This window comes from Corallococcus praedator (assembly GCF_003612125.1).
In the GTDB taxonomy this organism is placed as follows: Bacteria; Myxococcota; Myxococcia; order Myxococcales; family Myxococcaceae; genus Corallococcus; species Corallococcus praedator.
Genome location: NZ_RAWI01000185.1, coordinates 1 through 18,129, shown reverse-complemented (window position 1 = coordinate 18,129; position 18,129 = coordinate 1). Strand labels below are relative to the sequence as shown.

Here is an 18,129-nt window from a genome sequence, read left to right as displayed (position 1 = left end):
GTTTCAGGAGAAGGCACGGGCAGAGCCTACTGGAGTGTCGGCGGGCACGCAGCCTGGGAGGCGGATGCCGGGCCGAGATGCAGCCGGGGCAGCCGGGGTGCTATTCCGGGGCGGGGTCCCATCGCGAGGGAGCGGCCATGGAAAAGCGCGTCTTTGGCAACAGCGGGGTGAAGGTGCCTGTCCTGGGGCAGGGCACCTGGCAGATGGAGAACGATGACGCGCAGGACGCCATCCGCTCGCTGCGTGCGGGTCTGGACCTGGGCCTCACCCACCTGGACACCGCCGAGTTGTACGGCCAGGGCCGGGTGGAGGAGGAGCTGGTGTCGAAGGCCATCGAGGGCCGGCGCGACGAGGTGTTCCTCGTCTCCAAGGTGATGCCGTCCAACGCGACGCTGAAGGGCACGGTGGCGGCCTGCGAGCGCAGCCTGAAGCGGCTTCGCACGGACCGGCTGGACTGCTACCTGCTGCACTGGCCCGGCTCCCACCCGCTGGAAGACACGGTGAGGGCCTTCGAGCAGTTGGTGAAGGACGGGAAGATCCGCTCCTGGGGCGTGAGCAACTTCGCGGTGGATGAGCTGGAAGAGGCACTGCGAATCGCGGGGCCGGGGCGCATCGCGTGCAACCAGGTGCTGTATCACCTGGAGGAGCGCGCCATCGAACACACCGTCATCCCGTGGTGCGTGGCCGAGGGCGTGGCGGTGGTGGCCTACAGCCCGTTCGGCAACGGTCGGTTCCCGGCCCCCTCCAGCAAGGGGGGCAAGGTGCTGGCGTCCATCGCCCAGGCGCACGGCGTGTCGCCGTACCAGGTGGCGCTCCAGTTCCTCGTGCGCGGCGCGTCGATGTTCGCCATTCCCAAGGCCACGACGAAGGCCCACATGGAAGACAACGCGCGCGCGGCGTCGCTGAAGCTGACGGCGGAGGAGCTGAAGCGCATCGACGCGGCGTTCCCCCGGGGTGACGAACCCGACGAGCTGCCGAGCATCTGACGCGGGCCCTACCGCCGGGCGCGGAAGCTTCAGCCGCGCTCGCGCAGGAGGGCCTCCACGCGGGCCACGTCCTCCGGCACGTCCACCGCCACCGTGCGCCAGGACACCTGGGCGCAGCGGATGCGCAGGCCGTGCTCCAGGGCGCGCAGTTGCTCCAGCTTCTCCGCTTCCTCCAATGGGGTGGGGCTGAGCGTGGCGAGCTTCAGCAGGGTGTCCCGCCGGTAGCCGTAGAGGCCCAGGTGGGCGTGGCGGCGCACGGGGGGGCCGGGCTCGCGGACGTGGGGCACCGGGGCGCGGCTGAAGTAGAGCGCGTCGCCGTTGAGCGCGAGCACGGCCTTCACCACGTTCGGGTTCTCCAGTTCGTCCGGCTCCAGGGGGCGCACCAGCGTGCCCATGTGCACGGTGTCGTCCCGGAAGAGGTCCGCGAGCACCTTGAGCGCGGCGGGGTCCACCAGCGGTTCGTCACCCTGCACGTTCACCCAGACGTCCACGTCCGGGCGGTCACGGGCCACCTCCGCGATGCGGTCCGTGCCGGTGGGACAGGCGGGGCTGGTCATCACCGCCCGACCGCCGAAGCCCTCCACCACGTCGCGGATCCGCACGTCGTCGGTGGCCACCCACACCTCGTCGAAGGCGTGGGCCTCCTGACAGCGGCGCCAGACATGCTCGACCATGGGGCGGCCGGCGATGGGGGCGAGCGGCTTGCCAGGGAAGCGGGTGCTGGCATGGCGGGCGGGGATGACGGCCACGGTCCGGGAAGCGGGCATGGGGCGTCATCTATCAGACGTCCCGTCCCCGGGGGAAAGCGGCTGACGACCCTCCACCACTGGTCAGAAACGGGGGCGTGCCTAGCTTGCGCAGCGACATGAAGAAGGTCATCCACATCGTTGGCGCGCGTCCGAATTTCATGAAGGTGGCCCCGATTCACAAGGCCATCGCCGCGCGTACCTCCCTGCAGCAGTTGGTCATGCACACCGGCCAGCACTACGACGCGAAGATGAGCGACGTGTTCTTCGCCGACCTGGGCATGGCCGCCCCGGACATCCACCTGGGCATCGGCTCCGGCAGCCACGCCGAGCAGACCGCCAAGATGATGGTGGAGATGGAGAAGATCTTCCTCAAGGAGAAGCCGGACCTGGTGTCCGTGGTGGGTGACGTCAACAGCACCATCGCCGCCGCGCTCGTCACGTCCAAGCTGGCCATCCCGCTGTCCCACGTGGAAGCGGGCCTGCGCAGCTTCGAGCGGCACATGCCGGAGGAGATCAACCGCGTCGTCACCGACCGGCTCTCCGACATGCTGCTCACGCCGTCGCGCGACGCGGACGCGAACCTCCTGAAGGAAGGCATCGACCCGAAGCGCATCCACCTGGTGGGCAACGTGATGATCGACTCGCTCCTGTCGTCCAAGGAGAAGGCCGACCAGCTGCCCACGCTGAAGCAGCTGGGCCTCACGCCGCGGGCCTACGTCGTGGCGACGCTGCACCGGCCGTCCAACGTGGACAACCCGAAGCTGCTGGCGGGCCTGCTGTCCACGCTCATCCACGTGGCCAAGAAGGTCCCCGTGGTGTTCCCGGTGCACCCGCGCACGCGCAAGATGATCTCCGAGCAGGGCCATGGCCCGGAGCTGGAGAAGACGCCGGCCCTCAAGCTGGTGGACCCCATGGGCTACCTGGAGTTCCTGTCGCTGACGTCCCAGGCGCAGCTCGTGATGACGGACTCGGGCGGCCTCCAGGAGGAGACCACCGCGCTGGGCGTGCCGTGCCTCACCCTGCGCGAGGAGACCGAGCGTCCCGTCACCGTGGAGGTGGGCACCAACGAGGTGGTGGGCACCGACCCCGTGCGCATCCGCGAGGCGGCGGACCGCGTCCTGTCCGGCAACGTGAAGAAGGGCCGCGTGCCGGAGCTGTGGGACGGCCGCACCGGCGAGCGCATCGCGGACCTGTACGCGCGCGTGCTGGGCGTGGAGCAGAAGCGCGCCTTCGGGTGAGCTGAAGCGCTGTGCTTCCAGCAGTCAGGCCGCCGGGTGCTCGCGTCTTCGTGCGCGGGGGCCTGGCGGTTTTCGCGTTCCAAGCGTGCTAAGCGGCGCGGAACGTCATGCGTGAAGACGAAGACACCGCTCCGGCTGCCGCCACGGATGTGCCTGACGGCTACGTGGACATCCCGTTCGTCGTGGAGCCGAACTACGCGGGCTGGCGGTTGGACCGCTACCTCTGCGAGAAGATCCGCCGCATGGACCTGGAGCGCGTGCGCGGCATCATCCTGCGCGGCGTCCTGTGCGACGAGTACCGGCTCAAGCCCTCCACGCCCGTGTACCCGGGGCTGACGTTCCGCATCCGCCGCCCCGCGAGCCAGGAGCCCGCGACGCCCACCGCGCTGCCCGTCGTCTTCACCGATGACTGGCTGCTGGTGCTCGACAAGCCGGCGGGGCTGCCCATCCACCCCACCGCGCGCTACCACAAGGGCACCCTGGTCACGCTGTTGCGCGAGCGCTTCGGGGAGCGCTTCGCGGAGCCCGCGCACCGGCTGGACCGCGAGACGAGCGGGCTGGTCGTGTGTGGACGCACCACGGAGTCGTGCCGCCTGCTGGGCGGGCTGTTCCTGTCGCGCGACGTGCACAAGGAATACCTCGCGCTGTGCGAGGGCCATCCCTCCGAGGACACCTTCGTCGTGGATGCGCCCATCGCGGAGGGCACGGACCTGATCCGCATCGCCGTGCGCATCGACCCGGTGCTGGGCAAACCCAGCCGCACGCGCTTCCAGGTGCTCCAGCGCTTCGTGCATGACGGCGCGCCGTTCGCGCTGTTGCGCTGCTTTCCGGAGACGGGACGGCAGCATCAGATCCGCATCCACCTCCACGTCGTGGGCTTCCCGCTGGTGGGGGACAAGATGTATGGGCCGGACCCGGGCTACTTCGACCGCTTCAGCAAGCACACCCTGGAGCCCGAGGCGTGGGTGCGGCTGCGGCTGCCCCGGCATGCGCTCCACGCGGAGCGCATCACGTTCCCGCACCCGGGCACCGGCGAGCCCGTCACCTTCGTCTCGCCGCTGCCCCAGGACCTGGTGGACTTCATCGCCGGGAAGACCCCGGCCCCTTCACCCTGAAACCGGACTCAGGCGCTCAGCTTGGCGTCCGAGTCCCGGGACAGCTTCTCCGTGAGGTACTGCCCGGAGAAGCACGCGGTGCAGTAGGTGCTCCGCTTCGGGTCCTCCACCGCGGCGCCCAGGCCCTCCAGCGACAGGTAGCCCAGGGAGTCCGCCGTGACGTACTTCGCGATCTCCTCCGTGCTGTGGCTGGCGGCGATGAGCTCCGTGCGGCTGGGCGTGTCGATGCCGTAGTAGCAGGGCCACTGCGTGGGCGGCGACGAGATGCGCAGGTGCACGGACACGGCGCCCGCGGCCTTGAGCATCTTCACGATCTTCCGGCTGGTGGTGCCGCGCACGATGGAGTCGTCCACCACCACCACGCGCTTGCCCTTGAGGACGCTGCGCACGGCGGACAGCTTCAGCTTCACGCCGAAGTGGCGGATGGACTGCTGCGGTTCAATGAAGGTGCGGCCCACGTAGTGGCTGCGGATGAGGCCCACGTCGTAGGGGATGCCGCTCGTCTGCGAGAAGCCGATGGCCGCGGGCACGCCGGAGTCCGGCACCGCGATGACCAGATCCGCGTCCGGCGCGGGCTGCTCGCGCGCCAACTGCATGCCCAGGCGCTTGCGCACTTCGTAGACGCTGGAGCCGAAGAGCACCGAGTCCGGCTTGGCGAAGTAGACGTGCTCGAAGATGCAGCGGCCCAGCCGGGGCGCGGGCTTGAAGGGCATGCTGGCGCGCAGCACCCCGTTCTCGATGACGATGAGTTCGCCGGGCTCCAGCTCGCGCACGATCTCCGCTTCGATGAGATCCAACGCGGTCGTCTCACTGGCGACGACGTACGCGCCTTCCTTCATCTTGCCCAGCACCAGCGGCCGGAAGCCGTGCGGGTCGCGCACCGCGATGAGCTTGTCCTCCGTGAGGAGCAGGATGCTGTAGGCACCCTCCACCTTGCGCAGGGACTCCACCAGCTTGGCTTCGAAGGTGGGCTGCTTGGAGCGGGCGAGGAGGTGCATCACCACCTCCGTGTCCGCGTCCGACTGGAAGAGCGCGCCTTCGGCTTCGAGCGCCGCCTTGAGCTCCGCCGCGTTCACGATGTTGCCGTTGTGCGCGATGGAGAACTGGCCGCCCGCCCACGCGACGAACAGCGGCTGGGCGTTCTTCAGCTGGCTGCCGCCCGCCGTGCTGTAGCGCACGTGGCCGATGGCGGCGTCTCCCGGCAGTCCCTCAATCACCGGCGCGGTGAAGATGTCCGCCACCAGCCCCATCTGCCGGTGCGTGCGCAGGGTGTGGCCGTCGGAGGCGACGATGCCTGCGGACTCCTGTCCGCGGTGCTGCAGGGCGTGCAACCCCAGGTACGTCAGGTTGGACGCCTCTCCGTGTCCCACGATTCCGAAGATGCCGCACATGGCGCGCTGCCTTACCCCTTTCGACCGCGAAGCGGAACAGGAACGCACGTCTTCACCGAAGGTATTCCACCTGTCGCAAGACGTCGGCTCTTGTAGGCCAGCCAGGGTGTCACTGGCCGGAAAGGTAGGAGCCGTCCCGAAGTCCGGAGCGGTTAGGCTCCCTTCGGCATGTCTTCCTCCCGGCGCTCCATCCTCCGTGCCCTGCTGCCCTTCGCCTTGTTAACGGCGGGGGCCGCCTACGCGCTTGCCTCCTGGAATTGGTGCGGGCGCTGGGAGGAGCGCACGCCCGTGGTGCTGTCCCAGGTGCGGGGCGAAGGCGCCCTCCGAGCAGGCGCGGCGAAGGTGGCCCTGTCGCCGCCCTTCCCGGTGGTGGTGGCCGGCTACGCGCCACCCCGGCCCGAGGCGAGCCAGGCCGAAGTCCCCCTCCAGGCGCGAGCGGTGGTGCTGGAGGCCGGAAGCGCGCGCGTGGGCGTGGTGTCGCTGGAGCTGCTCTTCGTTACCCCGGAAATCGTGGCGCAGGTGCGCGAGCGCGCCGCGCGGGCGGGGGTGAGGGAGGTGCTGGTGGTGGCCACGCACACGCACTCCTCCTTTGGTGGCTACGACGCGCGGTGGGTGGCGCAGCTTTCCGGGACGGGGCGCTACGTGCCGGCGGCGGTGGATGCGGTGGTGGCGGGCGCGAGCGAGGCGCTGGAGAAGGCGGTCGCTTCGATGACGGACGTCACGTTGGAGGTGGGAAGCGCGGCGGACGCGGGGCTCGTCAGCTCCCGCAGCGGTGGGCAGACCCCGGACGGCCAGCTCACGCGCGTGGTGCTGAAGGGCGCGAAGGCGCCGGTGGCGGAGGTGCTGGTGTTCGCCGCGCACGCCACGCTGATTCCCCGCAAGCGCGCGCTGGTGGATCCGGACTACCCGGGCCGGTTGAGCGCGCTGCGCGAGGCGGCGGGCAGCGGCGTGACGCTGTTCGTGCAGGGCAGCGAGGGCAACGCGTCCGTGGCCTTCTCCGAAGGGCAGGGCGCGGAGCGGGCCGCGGGCTTCGCGAGCCGGCTGTCGGCGCTGGCGGACGGGGCCGCTCCGGCGGCGGTGGAGGGGCCGGTGCGGCTGGCCTTCGCGCGGGTGCAGGCCGCGCTGCCCCGGCCGGATTCGTCCCGGCTGGTGCCCGCGTTCACCCGCGCGGCGGGGGACAACTTCCTGTGCGCGTCCTCGCCTCGGGAGACGGAGGTGGATGCGCTGGCGCTGGGGCCGCTGGAGCTGCTGGCGATTCCAGGTGAGCCCACCACGGCGGCGGGACGGGCGCTGGTGACGCTCACGGGCGCGACGCACGTGCTGGGGCTCGCCAACGGCTACGTGGGCTACCTGGACACGGCGGAGCAGGTGCTCAGCGGACAGGGCGAGTCCCGGCGCCAGTACTTCGGTCCGACCCTGATGGAGCGCCTGGGCGCCGCGTCACGCGTGGCCTCCGGGACGGTGGGCTTCTCCGCTCCGGAGTGAGATGGCGGCCTGCCTTCTGACGCTCGGCTGCCCGCCTGCCCTGCGGACCTCCTGACGGACGGCCGTCGCGGGAAGCCCCGTCGCTCATGCAGGGCCCGCTGCCTACCTTGGTCCGCAGGGCAGCCCGACAGGGGAGGGGTATCGCATGAGGTGGCAAGGCGGACGTCGCAGCTCGAACATCGAGGACCGCCGGGGTTCAGGCTTCGGACGCCCGCTCGCGGTGGGCGGAGGCGCCGCGTCGCTGGTGGTGGCGCTGCTGGTGATGCTGCTGGGCGGAGATCCTTCCGACGTGCAGGTGGGCTCGCGCTCCCCGTATTCGGATCCGGCGACGGGCGGTTCGGGACGCCCGGTGGATCCACAGCAAGAGGAGCTGAAGGACTTCGTGTCCGTCGTCCTCGCGGACACCGAGGACACCTGGCCCGGCCTGCTGGAGCCGGTGGGCGTGCGCTACGTGCAGCCGAAACTGGTGCTCTTCTCGGACGCGGTGCAGTCCGCGTGCGGCGCGCAGGAGAGCGCGGTGGGGCCCTTCTATTGTCCGGGCGACCAGCGCGTGTACCTGGACCTGACCTTCTTCAACGAGCTGGAGAGCCGCTTCGGCGCGCCCGGTGACTTCGGCCGCGCGTACGTCGTCGCGCACGAGGTGGGGCACCACGTGCAGAACCTGCTGGGCACCTCCCAGAGGGTGCAGTCGCTGCGCCGCCGCACGAGCGAGGAGCAGGCCAACCAGCTCTCCGTGCTGACCGAGCTGCAGGCGGACTGCTTCGCCGGCATCTGGGCCCGCCACGCGCAGCAGGAGCGCGACATGTTGGAGCCGGGCGACATCGAGGAGGGCCTGGGCGCGGCCAGCGCCGTGGGCGACGACACCCTCCAGAAGCGCGCCCGGGGCCACGTCGTCCCCGAGTCCTTCACCCACGGCTCCGCCGCGCAGCGCATGACCTGGTTCAAGCGGGGCCTGGAGCAGGGCACGCTGGAGGCCTGCGACACCTTCAACGCGCGTCGCTGAAGACGGCCGAGGGCCCGTCCCCCGGAAGCACCGGGAGACAGCGGCCCGGCTCAACGCGCACGCGGGGGCCGTGAGGTGCCCGTGCCGTTGAGCGGCTGCTGGAGTTGGTACGTCCCGTTCAGTGGCTGCTGGAGCTGATACGTCCCGTTCAGTGGCTGCTGGAGCTGGTAGGTGCCGTTGAGCGGTTGCTGGAGCTGATACGTCCCGTTCAGTGGCTGCTGGAGCTGGTAGGTGCCGTTCAGCGGCTGCTGGAGCTGATAGGTCCCGTTGAGGGGCTGCTGGAGTTCATAGGTCCCGTCGAGGGGCCTCTGGAACCCGGTGCCGGCGGGGGGCTGATACCAGTAATTGTCCCAGTAGGCGTCGTCACCCGGGGTGGTTGTCAGTGATTGCTGGGCATCCAGCTCCTGCGAGTCATTGCCCTGTGGGGCGACCGGCGCTTCGTCCTGCTGCGCCATCGCCGTCGTGGCCGCGCTGGACGCGAACGCCACCACCAGGGTCGCCAGGGTGCTTGCGCGCATGGGAATCCTCTTTTCTGTCGCGGGGAGAGTGAGGGCGGTGCCGCGACACCCTTGGAAGATGACCGCCCGGGTGGGGGCCGGGGACCCCGTGAAGGGGCCGGGAACGCCCGCCCGGCCGTCCGCTCCGGAGCCTTGCGTCACGCCCGCTCCGGACACATTCGAGGCGAAAGGCTTACCGCACACGCGTGCTTTTTCCGCGTGACCAAAGGGGCGCTGCGTCAAAACACAAACGTGCAACTAATGCTTGTCGCCCGTGTGTCTTTGCTCCGAGCATGCCGCCTTCCCGCTGCTTCGCGGGCCCGGGTGTTTCCCCTGAGGGCCCCATGTGGAGCGGCTTCGCGGAGGAACGACATGCCCCGTTTGCAGTGGACCCGCGCTTCAAGCGCCGCCCTTCTGGCCCTGTTGGGGGCCCTTTCACTGACCGCCTGCTCCGACGAGGAGGAGGTGCCGAGCCCGAAGCCGGACGCGGGCACCCAGACGGACGCGGGCACCGACGCCGGCACGGACGCCGGCCCTCCGGTGGACACGGGCATCGCGTGGGACGGCGGCGCCGCGGGGGACTTCTCCTGCGAGGGCAAGACGCAGACGACGCTGACGTTCACGCCGGGCCAGGAGGAGCTGCTCCAGGACCAGGTGAACACGCTGGCCGAGTGCACCACCGTCCAGCTGGCGGCGGGCACGTTCACGTTCGAGAACGCCATCACCATCCGCCAGAATGGCATCACGATCGTGGGCGCGGGCAAGGGCGTGAAGGGCGAGGGCACGGGCACGGCGAACAGCACCGTGCTGGTGTTCACCACCGCCGCCGCGAACTCCAACGGCCTGGACGTGGTGGGCAAGCGCTTCGAGGTGCGTGACCTGGCGGTGTGGAACGCGAAGAAGGACGCGGTGCGCATCGAGTCCTCCACCGACGTCATCATGCGCCGCGTGCGCACCGAGTGGGCCAAGGTCAACGACGAGAACAACGGCAAGTACGGCCTGTACCCGGTGAAGTCGAAGTTCGTCGTCATCGAGGACTGCGAGGCCTACAACGCCGCGGACGCGGGCATCTACGTGGGCCAGACGGAGTACGCCGTCGTGCGCAACAACGTGGCGAAGCAGAACGTGGCCGGCATCGAAATCGAGAACACGAAGTACGCCTACGTGACGGGCAACCTCGCGGAGGACAACACCACGGGCCTCGTGGTGTTCGACCTGCCGGGCAACCCCATCAAGGGCACCGACATCCGGGTGCTGGACAACGTCATCATCAACAACAACCGGAACAACTTCGCGTCGGTGGCCGCCAGCAGCAGCACCGTGTCCCAGGTGCCGGCCGGCACGGGCACGTTCATCCTGGCGTCGCGCCGGGTGGAGCTGAAGGGCAACACCTGGGAGAACAACAACTCCCTGGACGTGGCGGTGCTGAGCGGCCTGTCCATCGAGCCGGACCCCACGCTGTGGGCAGCGGGTGGCCTGAACTTCGACAGCGCGGACATCAACATCCACGGCAACACCTTCAAGGGTGGCAGCGGTGACCAGGTGGACAACGGCAGCCTGAGCGCGCAGCGCCGTCCGCTGGGCGCGCTGCTGGCGGCCCTCTACGCCTACGGCGAGACGCAGGGCGAGCTGCGGGTGGAGCACCTGCTGTGGGACGGCCTGGATCCGGTGGGTCACGACCCCAAGGAGATCAACCCCATCAACATCTGCTTCACGGACAACGTGCTGCCCGCGGGCACCCGGAACGCCATCGTGAACATGAACCTGGCCGCGGCGGCCGAGTTCGCGACCGGCGGCAACCTGGTGGGTGCGTGGGGCCAGACGCGGCACTACGCCGCGAAGGGCACCGAGTTCGACTGCGCGGGCTTCTCTCCCGCGCTGACGATTGGCGACTTCGTCAAGTAATCGCGGTCAGGGAGCGTGACACCCATGCGGACGTCGTTCGTGAAGCCCCGTCTCTCCGTGGTGCTGCTGGCCCTCGCGCTGGCCGCCTGCGGTTCATCCGACCCGGAAAAACCCGGGCCCCAGCCTGATGCGGGCACCTCCGTTCCGGATGCCGGAACGGAAGACGCGGGCGTCCCCGACTCGGGCACTCCCGATGCGGGGACGGTGGATGCCGGGGTGCCCGACGCGGGCGCTCCGGACGCGGGACCTGACGACGCCGGTCCGCTGGCCATTCCCACCTCGCTGTCGGGCTTCGGGTTGTTCACCGGAAGCCCGGCGGCCGGGGGGTTGGTGCCGGTGGAGGGCAACGTGCCCTACACGTTGTCCACCGCGCTGTTCTCCGACTACTCGGTCAAGTCACGCACCCTCTACATCCCCCCCGGCAAGGTGGCGCACTACCAGCCGCTGGACGCGCTGGACCTGCCGGTGGGGACGCTCATCACCAAGACGTTCGCCTTCCCGGCGGACCTGCGGAAGCCGGACCAGGACGTGCGCTACATCGAGACGCGCGTCCTGGTGCGCCAGCCGTCCGGCTGGGAGGCGTGGCCCTACGTGTGGAACACGGAGCAGACGGAGGCCACGCAGGCGACCGGTGGCCGCTCCCGCGACGTGACGTTCATCGACCTGCAGGGCAACACCCAGTCGTTCAAGTACTCGGTGCCTTCCAAGAACCAGTGCCTGCAGTGCCACCACCTCCAGGACGAGAAGGGTGATCAGGTCATGCACCCCATCGGCGTGAAGGCGCGCTACCTGCACCACACGAACACGTATGGCGGCGTGGAGCGCGACCAGCTGGAGTACCTGGCGTCGCTGGGCAAGCTGGACGGGCTGCCGGCGGCAGCGCAGCTGCCGAAGGCGCCGGACGCGTTCAACCCGGCGGAGGCGGACCTGTCCACGCGGGCGCGCACGTACCTGGACATCAACTGCGCGCATTGCCACAACCCGAAGGGGACGGCGGGCATCACCAGCCAGTTGTTCCTGAACATCGACAACGCGAACCTGTTCACGCTGGGCGAGTGCAAGCGCCCGGGATCCGCGGGCAGTGGCGTGGGCGGTGAGTTCGACATCGTCCCCGGCAACCACGCGGAGTCCATCCTCTGGTTCCGGCTGAACACGGAGGCAGACGGCAAGATGATGCCGCAGATCGGCCGCGTCATCCACCACGCGGAGGGCTCGCAGCTCATCGCGGATTGGATCGACTCGCTGCCGCCGAAGAGCTGCAAGTAGCTCAGGCCGTCGGCGACGGGGGCTGGGTCTCCTCCAGCCCCACGTTGCTGGACGCGCGGTTGTAGACGTCCAGGTCCAGCAGGCCCTCCTCGCGCGCGACGAGCACCGGCACCAGCATCTGCCCGGTGACGTTGGTGAGGGTGCGCATCATGTCCAGCACCCGGTCGATGGCGAGCAGGTAGCCCAGGCCCTCCAGCGGCAGGCCCGCGGCGCTCAGCACCACGGTGGTCATCACCACCGCCGTGCCCGGGACGCCCGCGGTGCCGAAGCTTCCCAGCACCGACGCCAGCAGGATGATGAAGAGCTGGGGCGCGGACAGCGACAGGCCGAAGTACTGCGCGATGAACAGCGACGTCATCGCCGGGTAGATGGCCCCGCAGCCGTCCATCTTGATGGTGGCGCCCAGGGGCACCGCGAACGCCGCGTAGTCGCGGTTGACGCCCAGGTTGTGGGTGACGCTGCGCAGGGCCACCGGCATGGACGCGAAGCTGGAGGAGCTGACGAACGCCACCTGCATGCCGGGCGCGGCGCCCCGGAAGAAGCGCAGCGGGTTGAGCCCGTGCGCGAGCAGCAGGCCCCCGTACACGAAGATGACGTGCAGCGCGCACGCCAGGTACAGCGTGAGGACGAAGGTGCCCAGGGGCAGGAGCCGCTCGAAGCCGTACGTGCCCACCAGCGCGGCGATGAGGCCGAAGGTGCCCAGCGGGGTCAGCTCCAGCACGAAGCGGGTGACTTGAATCATCGCGTCGCTGGCCTCACCCACGAGCTCTCGCAGGCGCGCGGTGCGCTCTCCCAGCTTCACCAGCGCGAAGCCCACGAGGCCCGCGAAGAAGATGACCTGGAGCATCTTGCCCTCCGCCAGCGCGGCGAAGGGGTTGGTGGGCACCACGTCCAGCAGCACCTGCACCGGACCGGGCACCTGCCGGGGCTTGTAGTCGGTGGCCACCTGGAGCTGGCCCACGCCCACGCCCGGCTTCGTGAGGGCGGCGGTGCCCAGGCCCACGCCCACGGCCAGCGCGGCGGTGAGGGCGAACCAGAGGAAGGTGCGGCCGCCCAGCTTCGCCATGCTCTTCTGTCCGCGCAGCGCGGACACCGCGTGGATGACGGCGAAGAAGACCAGCGGGGTGGCGATCATCCGGATGAGCTGGACGTAGAGCGTGCCCAGCGGCTGGAGCCAGATGCCCGCCTTGTCGCCCAGCGCCCAACCCGCGAGGGCGCCCAGCACGAAGGCGCCCAGCACGCGCTGCCAGAAGGGGATGCGAAACCAGCGGGTCCAGGGATTCATCGCGGGACACCTCTCACAGCGTTGGACCGGGAGACCCTAACCGCCTTGCGTCCCACGCGCCGCTTCGTCGATTGACGCTTGTCAGAGGCGGCCCGTAACGTTTCGTGGAATCCAAAGCTCTCTTCGGATTCCTGGAGGCATTGCGATGAAGTTCACGAGCAGGGATGTGTCCGCGCTGCTGGCGGACGTCGAAGGAACGCAGGACCTGGTCGGCCACGCCTGTGGCTCGTCGATCATGAACGGCTTCGCCTTCACGTGGAACGGCACCAACTGGCAGGGCACCTACCACCCCCAGCTCCAGATGCCGAAGGGCGAGGACAGCGTCAGCTGCTAGAGCGAAGGGCTTCACCCTGTCCGGGGCGTGTCCCCCGAGCGCCCCGGATGACTCCCATGGATTGTCGCCCTGCCTCCGTCCCCGACTCGCACCGCCGCCCCGCCTGGGGCTGCACGGACGATGCGCCGCGACGGCATCCGGTGTCGGACGAGGTGTCGCCGTGAAGGTCGCGGTCGTGGACAGCGGTGTGTCGGTGGACTTCCTGCGCCAGCACGGAGGTCCGCTCGCCGGGGCGGCGAGCTTCACGCTGGACCGGGCCGCCCGGCGCCTGGAGTCCCGCGTCCACTCCCGTGAGGAACTGGACGCGTGGCGCGGTGGGTCCGCTGTCCTGGACGACCTGGAGGACACGCACGGCCACGGCACCGCGGTGCTGAGCCTCCTGATGGACGCAGGACCCTGCCCGCCGAACGTGGAGTGGTACGTCGCGCGCGTGCTGGATGAGCGGATGCGCGGGGACTCGCTGTGCCTGCTCGAAGCGCTGGAGTGGCTGACGAACGACGTGCGCCCGGACCTCATCAACCTGAGCCTGGGCACGGTGGACCGCGCCTTCGAGGCGCCCCTCACGGAGCTGCTCTGGCGCGCGGTGCGGCAGGGCGCGGTCGTGGTGTGCGCCGCGGGCCCCGTGCCGTGCCTGCCCGCGGGGCTGGGCGCGGTGGTGACGGTGGCGGACGCGAAGACGGCCCGGTTGCTGGGGCGCACGGACACGGTGGACCATGTCGAGCATGCGCCCACGGTGCGGCTGTACGCGTCCGGCACCTGGTGCGAGCGCCCGATGACCAGCAGCTACGCCTGCGCGCTCGCCGTGGCCCGGGTGCTGCGCGAGGGCTGTCCGCCCGACTGGCGGCGACAGGCGCCTGCTGCCCACGCGCGCTGACGCACCGAGCCCCGGGACGTCCTATCCTCGAGGGCATGATCGTCGAATACATCCGCTACACGATTCCCGAGACCCGGGCGCAGGACTTCGAAGCGGCCTACCAGACCGCGCAGGAGAGCCTGCGCGCCTCGCCGCACTGCCTGGGCTTCGAGCTGTCGCGCTGCCACGACGCGCCCGACCACTACATCCTGCGCATCCAGTGGGACTCTGCGGAAGGCCACATGCAGGGCTTCCGCAAGAGCGCCCACTTCCCGCCGTTCCTCGCCGCCATCCGGCCCTATGTGCCGGACATCGAGGAGATGCGGCACTACGACGTCACCGCGGTGCAGTGGACGCGGTGACGCCGTGTCGCTCCTGGCTCAGGCCGGGACGCGGTCGTTGTCCTTGCGGTCCCAGTGGCGATGCTTCGCGAGGGCCGCGGCGAACGCCGAGGCCAGCGCCGCTCCGGCTCCGGCCTTGGCGCCGGAGACGATGCCGGGCGCGGTCGGAGCGATTTCGCAGGCCTTCAGCACGTCCTCGGCGTCCTGGGACACGCCCACCGTCTTGCAGTGCAGATAGGCCTCCTGCACGAAGTGGCGCGCCTCGCCGTCCTTCTTCAGGGTGGCGACGCTCGCGGCGCCACCGGGGATGAAGACGCCGTCGTATTCCACGGAGGCCGTGGTCATGGCGCTCTTGTCCACCGCCACGTCCTTGCCGTTGGCGGCCTTCACGGTGCCCAGCCGCTTGGCGATGATCTTCAGCTGCGCGCCCTGGGCCTCCAGCTCCTTGCGCACCGCCATCAGTTCATCCGCGTCCACGCCATCCGCGACGAGCACCGCGATCTTCCGGCTCTGGATGGACGGAGGCGTCGTGAGCTTCATGGCCTCCATGCTCAGGGCCTTGGACGCGGGCGGGCCCTTGGGGTTGACGGGCGTGGCCTTGGGGGCGGGCAGGCCCAGCCCTTCGGCCACGGCCGTCACCAGCAGGGCGTCGATCTTCGCGAAGTGCTCCAGCACGCGCTCCTGGATGGCCTTGGACTCCACCTTGCCCAGTTCGAAGCGGCAGGCGTCGATGAGGTGCTCCTGCTCCGGCGCGGAGAGGCTGCGGAAGAACAGCGCCGCCTGGCTGTAGTGGTCCTTGAAGGACTCGGGACGCGCGCGCAGCTTCTGCCCGCTCACCTGCTCCGGCGTGTGCACGAAGCCGCCCTGCTGCTGGGACGCGAGGAAGGGGCAGCCGCCGCCCAGCGAGTTCGGGAAGTAGTTGGCCCGCCCCACGTTGCTCGTGTGCCGCCCGAAGCCGTCCTGCTGGTGGTTGTGCACCGGCGCGATGGGACGGTTGATGGGGATCTCCGCGAAGTTCGGCCCGCCCAGGCGCGTCAGCTGCGTGTCCAGGTACGAGAAGAGCCGCGCCTGCATGAGCGGATCATCCGTGAAGTCGATGCCCGGCACGATGTTCGCGACGCAGAAGGCGACCTGCTCCGTCTCCGCGAAGAAGTTCGTCGGGTTGCGGTCGAGCGTGAGCTTGCCCACGGGAATCACCGGGGCGACCTCCTCCGGGACGAGCTTCGTCGCGTCCAGCAGGTCCACGCCCAGCTTCTGCGCGTCCGCTTCCTCCACGATCTGGAAACCCAGCTCGTACTCGGGGAAGTGCCCCTGTTCGATGGCCTCGAACAGGTCCCGGCGGTGGAAGTCCGGGTCCTTGCCCGCGAGCTTCTGGGCCTCGTCCCAGACGAGCGAGTGCGTGCCCAGGAGCGGCTTCCAGTGGAACTTCACGAACCGCGCGACGTTCTTGTCGTCCACGAGGCGGAAGGTGTGGACGCCAAAGCCCTGCATCATCCGGTAGCTGCGAGGGATGGCGCGGTCGGACATGGTCCACATGATCATGTGGAGGGTTTCCGGGACGAGCGACACGAAGTCCCAGAACGAGTCATGCGCGGTCTGCGCCTGGGGCATCTCGTGGTGGGGCTCCGGCTTGGCCGCGTGGATGATGTCCGGGAACTTGATGCCGTCCTGGATGAAGAAGACGGGGATGTTGTTGCCCACGAGGTCGAAGTTGCCTTCCTCCGTGTAGAACTTCACCGCGAAGCCGCGCACGTCGCGCACGGTGTCCGCGGAGCCGCGCGAGCCCGCGACGGTGGAGAAGCGCACGAACACCGGCGTCTTCTTCTTGGGGTCCTGGAGGAACTTCGCCCGGGTGTACTTCGCCTGGGACTCATAGGGCTGGAAGTAGCCGTGCGCCGCCGAGCCACGCGCGTGGACGACGCGTTCGGGGATCCGCTCGTGGTCGAAGCGGGTCATCTTCTCGCGGAAGTGGAAGTCCTCCAGCAGGGTGGGACCGCGCGCGCCGATCTTGAGCGAGTCGTCCGTATGTTCGACGCGGATGCCCTGGTCCGTCGTGAGGAAGTTGCCCGTGGGGTCCGAGCGGTCCTTCGCGAGCTGTGTGTTCTTGCTCTTCTCGTCGACGTGCACCGTGTCCGGCTGCTTCTGGGAGCTCAACGTGCTGCCTCCTTCAAGGGGGCGTGCACACTGCCCGAGGTCGCGGAGGCCGCGCGTTTCCCGCGCTCCGTCTGCGGGGTGCAGGACGGAGCGCGGCGAGGATGTCCGGTGGTGTTCGTTCCGGACGTTGTCCAGCGAGCGTCAGGCGTCCTTGACCAGGCGGACGAGCATCTTCCCGGTGTTGTCCCCGCGCAGCATGCCGATGAAGGCGTCAGGGGCCTTGTCCAGGCCGTCCACGACGGTGGACACGTCCGACACCTTGCCCTCGCGCAGCCAGCCGCCCATGTCGCGCAGGAAGTCCGCGCGGCGGTTGCCGTGGTCGGAGACGATGAAGCCCTGGAGCGTGAGGCGCTTGCCCACCGCCAGCATCAGGTTGCGCGGACCGGGAGTGGGGGCGGTGGCGTTGTACTGGGAGATGGCGCCGCACAGGACGATGCGGCCGTGGTTCTTCATCAGGCCCAGCGCGGCCTCCAGGTGTTCTCCGCCCACGTTGTCGAAGAAGACGTCGATGCCTTCCGGGAACGCCTTTGCCAGGGACTCGGCCACCGGGCCGGACTTGTAGTTGAAGGCGTCGTCGAACTTCAGTTGTTCGCGCAGGTGCTTCACCTTCGCGTCCGAACCGGCGCTGCCCACCACGCGGCAGCCCTTGATGCGCGCAAGCTCCCCCACGACGCCGCCCACCGCGCCCGCCGCGCCGGACACGAAGACCGTCTCACCAGCGGCGGGCTTTCCGATGTCGAACAGGCCCACGTAGGCCGTCATGCCCGGCATCCCGAGCACGCCCAGGTACGCGGACAGCGGACCCACGCTGGGGTCGACCTTCTGGTAGTGCTTCGCGGGGGCCACGGCGTATTCGCGCCAGCCGCCGGTGCCGCCGACGACGAAGTCGCCTTCCTTGAGGTCGGGGGAGCGCGAGCGGACGACCTGCCCCACGCTGCCACCGTCCAGCACTTCGCCCAGCTTGAAGGGCGGCACGTAGGACTTCGCGTCGTTCATGCGGCCGCGCATGTACGGATCCACGGACATGAAGTGGTTGCGCACGAGCACCTGACCGTCGGTGGGCTCGGGGACGGCGGCCTCCACGAGTTCGAAGTTGTCCTTCGTGGGTTCGCCCTTCGGGCGGGACTTCAGGTGGACTTCACGTCCCTTGAGTGGCTGGGCCATGGGGCTCTTTCGTGGAAGTGGGCCGGCGTCCGCCGCCGGGCGGCGGGCTCTTAACCGCGACCCCGTTTGGGGGCAGGGAATTGGGCATGGGGTTGTCGGGTGCCGGAAAGGAACTGCTTCCCGGAAAGACGTGGGAGGTAGGGGACAGGAGTGACGCCCTGACACGTCAGACGCGCGTGCTACCCCTTGCGTTCATGGATAGAGTGATGGGCGGCGAGGACAGGGGACAATCCATGGGAAAGAAACCCGCGACCTATGCGGACCTGGAGGCGCTCCCGGACCATGTGGTGGGGGAGATCGTCGCGGGGGAGCTGTACGCAAGCCCACGGCCGGCTTCACCCCATGCGCTGGCGTCCTCCCGTC

General features: G+C 69.5%; 16 protein-coding genes. 10 read left to right on the top strand and 6 right to left on the bottom strand.

The features are described 5' to 3' along the window. The first annotated feature begins 137 nt into the window (after nucleotides 1-137). A complete protein-coding gene (locus D7Y13_RS22760) occupies nucleotides 138-986 on the top strand; it encodes an aldo/keto reductase (protein ID WP_120583670.1) in 849 nt (282 codons plus the stop codon). A gap of 29 nt (nucleotides 987-1,015) precedes the next feature. Here the strand turns inward: D7Y13_RS22760 and kdsB are convergent, their stop codons facing one another. Further along, nucleotides 1,016-1,753 carry a 3-deoxy-manno-octulosonate cytidylyltransferase gene (gene kdsB, locus D7Y13_RS22755; RefSeq protein WP_120533366.1) on the bottom strand — a complete coding sequence of 246 codons (738 nt, stop codon included), beginning with the start codon at nucleotides 1,751-1,753 and terminating at the stop codon, nucleotides 1,016-1,018. Between the two features lie 98 nt (nucleotides 1,754-1,851). Between kdsB and wecB the strand changes: the two genes are divergently transcribed. Then, a complete protein-coding gene (gene wecB / locus D7Y13_RS22750; RefSeq protein WP_120583669.1) occupies nucleotides 1,852-2,973 on the top strand; it encodes a non-hydrolyzing UDP-N-acetylglucosamine 2-epimerase in 1,122 nt (373 codons plus the stop codon). 107 nt (nucleotides 2,974-3,080) lie between these two features. Next, entirely contained in the window at nucleotides 3,081-4,088 is a 1,008-nt protein-coding gene (locus D7Y13_RS22745; RefSeq protein ID WP_120583668.1) for an RluA family pseudouridine synthase, read from the top strand. A gap of 8 nt (nucleotides 4,089-4,096) precedes the next feature. Here D7Y13_RS22745 and purF read toward each other — a convergent pair whose 3' ends face one another. Beyond that, nucleotides 4,097-5,479: an amidophosphoribosyltransferase gene (purF, locus tag D7Y13_RS22740; protein ID WP_233595545.1), complete on the bottom strand. Its 1,383-nt coding sequence runs from the start codon at nucleotides 5,477-5,479 to the stop codon at nucleotides 4,097-4,099. A 168-nt stretch (nucleotides 5,480-5,647) separates the two neighbouring features. On the opposite strand from purF, the gene D7Y13_RS22735 reads away from it, so the two are divergent. Both D7Y13_RS22735 and ypfJ read left to right on the top strand, forming a co-directional pair. After that, nucleotides 5,648-6,964: a neutral/alkaline non-lysosomal ceramidase N-terminal domain-containing protein gene (locus D7Y13_RS22735; RefSeq protein WP_120583666.1), complete on the top strand. Its 1,317-nt coding sequence runs from the start codon at nucleotides 5,648-5,650 to the stop codon at nucleotides 6,962-6,964. Nucleotides 6,965-7,109: 145 nt separating this feature from the next. Continuing rightward, on the top strand, nucleotides 7,110-7,967 hold the full coding sequence (gene ypfJ / locus D7Y13_RS22730; RefSeq protein ID WP_120583665.1) for a KPN_02809 family neutral zinc metallopeptidase: 858 nt from the start codon (nucleotides 7,110-7,112) through the stop codon (nucleotides 7,965-7,967). A 50-nt stretch (nucleotides 7,968-8,017) separates the two neighbouring features. Here ypfJ and D7Y13_RS22725 read toward each other — a convergent pair whose 3' ends face one another. Beyond that, complete coding sequence (locus D7Y13_RS22725; protein WP_120583664.1) at nucleotides 8,018-8,485, bottom strand: hypothetical protein; 468 nt, start codon at nucleotides 8,483-8,485, stop codon at nucleotides 8,018-8,020. Between the two features lie 351 nt (nucleotides 8,486-8,836). Between D7Y13_RS22725 and D7Y13_RS22720 the strand changes: the two genes are divergently transcribed. Both D7Y13_RS22720 and D7Y13_RS22715 read left to right on the top strand, forming a co-directional pair. Further along, nucleotides 8,837-10,369: a parallel beta-helix domain-containing protein gene (locus D7Y13_RS22720; protein ID WP_120583663.1), complete on the top strand. Its 1,533-nt coding sequence runs from the start codon at nucleotides 8,837-8,839 to the stop codon at nucleotides 10,367-10,369. Between the two features lie 24 nt (nucleotides 10,370-10,393). Next, nucleotides 10,394-11,635: an SO2930 family diheme c-type cytochrome gene (locus D7Y13_RS22715; protein ID WP_120533374.1), complete on the top strand. Its 1,242-nt coding sequence runs from the start codon at nucleotides 10,394-10,396 to the stop codon at nucleotides 11,633-11,635. 1 nt (nucleotide 11,636) lies between these two features. On the opposite strand, the gene D7Y13_RS22710 is transcribed toward D7Y13_RS22715, so the two are convergent. After that, nucleotides 11,637-12,920 (bottom strand): dicarboxylate/amino acid:cation symporter, encoded by a 1,284-nt coding sequence (locus D7Y13_RS22710; RefSeq protein WP_120583662.1) that lies wholly within the window; start codon nucleotides 12,918-12,920, stop codon nucleotides 11,637-11,639. A gap of 145 nt (nucleotides 12,921-13,065) precedes the next feature. On the opposite strand from D7Y13_RS22710, the gene D7Y13_RS22705 reads away from it, so the two are divergent. The 3 genes from D7Y13_RS22705 to D7Y13_RS22695 all read left to right on the top strand — a co-directional run bounded on the left by D7Y13_RS22705 (nucleotide 13,066) and on the right by D7Y13_RS22695 (nucleotide 14,469). Further along, on the top strand, nucleotides 13,066-13,254 hold the full coding sequence (locus D7Y13_RS22705; protein WP_120533376.1) for a hypothetical protein: 189 nt from the start codon (nucleotides 13,066-13,068) through the stop codon (nucleotides 13,252-13,254). Nucleotides 13,255-13,414: 160 nt separating this feature from the next. Continuing rightward, nucleotides 13,415-14,128, top strand: coding sequence for a S8/S53 family peptidase (locus D7Y13_RS22700; RefSeq protein ID WP_120583661.1), 714 nt, complete (start codon nucleotides 13,415-13,417; stop codon nucleotides 14,126-14,128). A 35-nt stretch (nucleotides 14,129-14,163) separates the two neighbouring features. Then, nucleotides 14,164-14,469 carry a putative quinol monooxygenase gene (locus tag D7Y13_RS22695; RefSeq protein WP_120533378.1) on the top strand — a complete coding sequence of 102 codons (306 nt, stop codon included), beginning with the start codon at nucleotides 14,164-14,166 and terminating at the stop codon, nucleotides 14,467-14,469. An 18-nt stretch (nucleotides 14,470-14,487) separates the two neighbouring features. On the opposite strand, the gene D7Y13_RS22690 is transcribed toward D7Y13_RS22695, so the two are convergent. Both D7Y13_RS22690 and D7Y13_RS22685 read right to left on the bottom strand, forming a co-directional pair. Beyond that, nucleotides 14,488-16,602 carry a catalase gene (locus D7Y13_RS22690; protein ID WP_233595544.1) on the bottom strand — a complete coding sequence of 705 codons (2,115 nt, stop codon included), beginning with the start codon at nucleotides 16,600-16,602 and terminating at the stop codon, nucleotides 14,488-14,490. Between the two features lie 141 nt (nucleotides 16,603-16,743). After that, a complete protein-coding gene (locus D7Y13_RS22685; RefSeq protein ID WP_120583660.1) occupies nucleotides 16,744-17,766 on the bottom strand; it encodes an NADP-dependent oxidoreductase in 1,023 nt (340 codons plus the stop codon). Nucleotides 17,767-18,129: the final 363 nt, after the last annotated feature.

Excerpts from the sequence above, each read along its gene's own strand:
- D7Y13_RS22760 (WP_120583670.1), top strand. The coding sequence starts at position 138 with ATGGAAAAGCGCGTCTTTGGCAACAGCGGGGTGAAGGTGCCTGTCCTG.
- ypfJ (WP_120583665.1), top strand. The coding sequence starts at position 7,110 with ATGAGGTGGCAAGGCGGACGTCGCAGCTCGAACATCGAGGACCGCCGG.
- D7Y13_RS22685 (WP_120583660.1), bottom strand. The coding sequence starts at position 17,766 with ATGGCCCAGCCACTCAAGGGACGTGAAGTCCACCTGAAGTCCCGCCCG.
- wecB (WP_120583669.1), top strand. The coding sequence starts at position 1,852 with ATGAAGAAGGTCATCCACATCGTTGGCGCGCGTCCGAATTTCATGAAG.
- kdsB (WP_120533366.1), bottom strand. The coding sequence starts at position 1,753 with ATGCCCGCTTCCCGGACCGTGGCCGTCATCCCCGCCCGCCATGCCAGC.
- D7Y13_RS22710 (WP_120583662.1), bottom strand. The coding sequence starts at position 12,920 with ATGAATCCCTGGACCCGCTGGTTTCGCATCCCCTTCTGGCAGCGCGTG.
- D7Y13_RS22725 (WP_120583664.1), bottom strand. The coding sequence starts at position 8,485 with ATGCGCGCAAGCACCCTGGCGACCCTGGTGGTGGCGTTCGCGTCCAGC.
- D7Y13_RS22735 (WP_120583666.1), top strand. The coding sequence starts at position 5,648 with ATGTCTTCCTCCCGGCGCTCCATCCTCCGTGCCCTGCTGCCCTTCGCC.
- D7Y13_RS22715 (WP_120533374.1), top strand. The coding sequence starts at position 10,394 with ATGCGGACGTCGTTCGTGAAGCCCCGTCTCTCCGTGGTGCTGCTGGCC.
- purF (WP_233595545.1), bottom strand. The coding sequence starts at position 5,479 with ATGTGCGGCATCTTCGGAATCGTGGGACACGGAGAGGCGTCCAACCTG.
- D7Y13_RS22720 (WP_120583663.1), top strand. The coding sequence starts at position 8,837 with ATGCCCCGTTTGCAGTGGACCCGCGCTTCAAGCGCCGCCCTTCTGGCC.
- D7Y13_RS22705 (WP_120533376.1), top strand. The coding sequence starts at position 13,066 with ATGAAGTTCACGAGCAGGGATGTGTCCGCGCTGCTGGCGGACGTCGAA.
- D7Y13_RS22745 (WP_120583668.1), top strand. The coding sequence starts at position 3,081 with ATGCGTGAAGACGAAGACACCGCTCCGGCTGCCGCCACGGATGTGCCT.
- D7Y13_RS22695 (WP_120533378.1), top strand. The coding sequence starts at position 14,164 with ATGATCGTCGAATACATCCGCTACACGATTCCCGAGACCCGGGCGCAG.